We start from the raw sequence: 2,245 nt of genomic DNA on the forward strand, positions 1-2,245 counted from the left end.
GGTGGTCGCGCGGCTGGCCAAGACCTTTTCCGGGGTACGCTTCCCCGCCACCGGCCAGGTTTTCCACCGGCTGCTCCGGGCGATCCTGGAGCAGAAGGTGACCGGCATCGAGGCGCACCGGGCGTACCGGGCGATCGTCAAGCACTTCGGCGAGCCGGCGCCGGGCCCGGCCGGGCTGCTGCTGCCGCCCGACCCGCAGGCCGTCGCCACGACGCCGTACTGGGTCTTCCATCCCTTCGGCGTCGAGCAGCGCCGCACCCAGGCTCTGCAGCGGGCGGCCGTGGTCGCCGCCCGGCTGGAGCAGTGCGCCGACAGTGCCGAGGCCACCCGCCGGCTGACCGCGATCCCAGGCATCGGCCCGTGGACGGCGGCCGAGGTGGTCCGCACCACGTACGGCGACGCGGACGCGGTGAGCGTCGGCGACTTCCACATCCCCAACACGGTGGCCTGGGCGCTGGCCGGCGAGGCCCGCGGCACCGACGCCCGGATGCTGGAGCTGCTGGAGCCGTACGCCGGGCACCGCGGGCGGGTGTGCGACCTCCTCGCGGCCGGCGGGATCAGTGCCCCCAAGTTCGGCCCGCGGATGCCCATCCGATCGTTCGCGAGGTTCTGACTGTCATCCGCCGGACGCACGTTGCACACTGGGGCGTGGCTTTCACGTTGACGATCGACTGCGGCGGCGGTGGCATCAAGGGGTCGGTGCTCGACGAGGCGGGCACGATGCGCGCCCAGCCGTTGCGTGTCCCGACGCCGTATCCGCTGCCCCCCGACCTGTTCGTCAAGACGCTGGTCGAGCTCGGTGAACGGCTGCCGACCGCGGACCGGGTGACCGTCGGGATGCCGGGCATGCTGCGCCACGGGGTGGTGGTCGCAACGCCGCACTACGTGACCCGCAGCGGCCCCCGGACGAAGGTGGATCCGGAGCTGGTCGACGCCTGGCACGGCTTCGACGCGCGGACCGCCCTGGCCGAGGCGTTCGGGCTGCCCACGCTGGTGCTCAACGACGCCGAGGTGCACGGCGCCGGGGTGGTCGCGGGCACCGGCTGCGAGCTGATCCTGACGCTGGGCACCGGGCTGGGCTGCGCGCTGTTCGACGGCGGCCAGCTCGCCCCGCACCTGGAGATGTCGCAGGCGCCGGTGCGGTGGGGGATGAGTTACGACACGTACATCGGCGAGCACGAGCGGCGCCGGCTCGGTGACGCGCTCTGGTCCCGCCGGGTCCGCAACGTGGTCGAAGGGCTGCGCCCGGTCTTCCTCTGGGACCGCATCTACCTGGGCGGCGGCAACTCGCGGCTGATCACGCCGACCCAGCTGGCCCGGATGGGCGACGACGTCGTGGTGGTGCCCAACACCGCGGGCATCGTCGGCGGGGTGCGCGCCTGGACGCTGCGGGCGGACGGCGGCCGATAGGTTCGCCTCGATAGGTTGGCAGCATGCTGAGCGTCCCGGCCGCCCTGCTTCTCGACTTCGGTGGTGTGCTCGCCGACGCCCCGCCACAGGATCCGGCGCCACCCGAGCTGGTGCTGCGGCTCTACAACGTGACCGGCGGGGTGCTGACGCCCGGGGAGATCAACCGGTCGCTGACCGCGGGGCATCACGCGTACGCGCGGTGGCGGGACGAGGACCATCCCGATGAGCTCGGGCACGCCGAGGTCTGGCAGCGTTTCGTCACCGGGGACTGGCCGCGGCGGGCTCAGGACGCCGTACGCCTGCACGCCACGAAGCTCAGCTACGACTGGGCCTGGCGTTCGACGTGGGCCCTGCGCCCGGGCATCCCGGAGGCGTTGCGGGCGGCCCGCGCCGCGGAGCTGCCGATGGCCGTCGTCAGCAACACACTGTGCGGGGCTGCGCACCGTGACTTCCTCGCCAAGGCCGGCATCGGCGGTCTCTTCGGCGTGCAGATCTACAGCGACGAGGCCGGCGTCCGCAAGCCGAACCCGGAGATGATCTGGCGCGCCGCCCGCGACCTCGGGGTACGCGCGGAGAAGTGCTGGTTCGTCGGGGACAGCCGCCAGCGCGACGTCGTGTGTGCCCGGCGGGCCGACGCCGCGGCGGCCATCCTGATGCGGTCGTCACGCACCGACCGTGAGGACCCGGCCGCCTTCCCGGAGCCGGACGCCGTGGTCGAGGACGGCTTCGGCCTGCGTGACCTGCTCCCGGTCCGCTGAGACAGGGCGCGCTGAGGCAGGGCGCGCTGGGGCAGCCGGCCGGCTCAGGGCAGGTGGCCCAGGACCACGCGTTCGGA

Annotated in this window: 3 protein-coding genes; all 3 read left to right on the top strand. The window is 73.5% G+C overall.

Annotated features, from left to right (window positions below; translation table 11 throughout):
- Positions 1–613, top strand: a 613-nt coding sequence (locus tag AB0C29_RS44680) for a DNA-3-methyladenine glycosylase 2 family protein (RefSeq protein ID WP_360833920.1), incomplete at its 5' end; no start/stop codon positions are given.
- 35 nt (positions 614–648) lie between these two features.
- On the top strand, positions 649–1,410 hold the full coding sequence (locus AB0C29_RS44685) for an ROK family protein (protein ID WP_360833922.1): 762 nt from the start codon (positions 649–651) through the stop codon (positions 1,408–1,410).
- 23 nt (positions 1,411–1,433) lie between these two features.
- Complete coding sequence (locus AB0C29_RS44690; RefSeq protein WP_360833924.1) at positions 1,434–2,168, top strand: HAD family hydrolase; 735 nt, start codon at positions 1,434–1,436, stop codon at positions 2,166–2,168.
- The last annotated feature ends 77 nt before the right edge of the window (positions 2,169–2,245 follow it).

It is taken from the genome of Actinoplanes sp. NPDC048791 (assembly GCF_040650095.1).
Lineage (GTDB): Bacteria > Actinomycetota > Actinomycetes > Mycobacteriales > Micromonosporaceae > Actinoplanes.

Coding starts and splice junctions, on each gene's coding strand:
- AB0C29_RS44690 (WP_360833924.1), top strand. CDS start 1,434: ATGCTGAGCGTCCCGGCCGCCCTGCTTCTCGACTTCGGTGGTGTGCTC.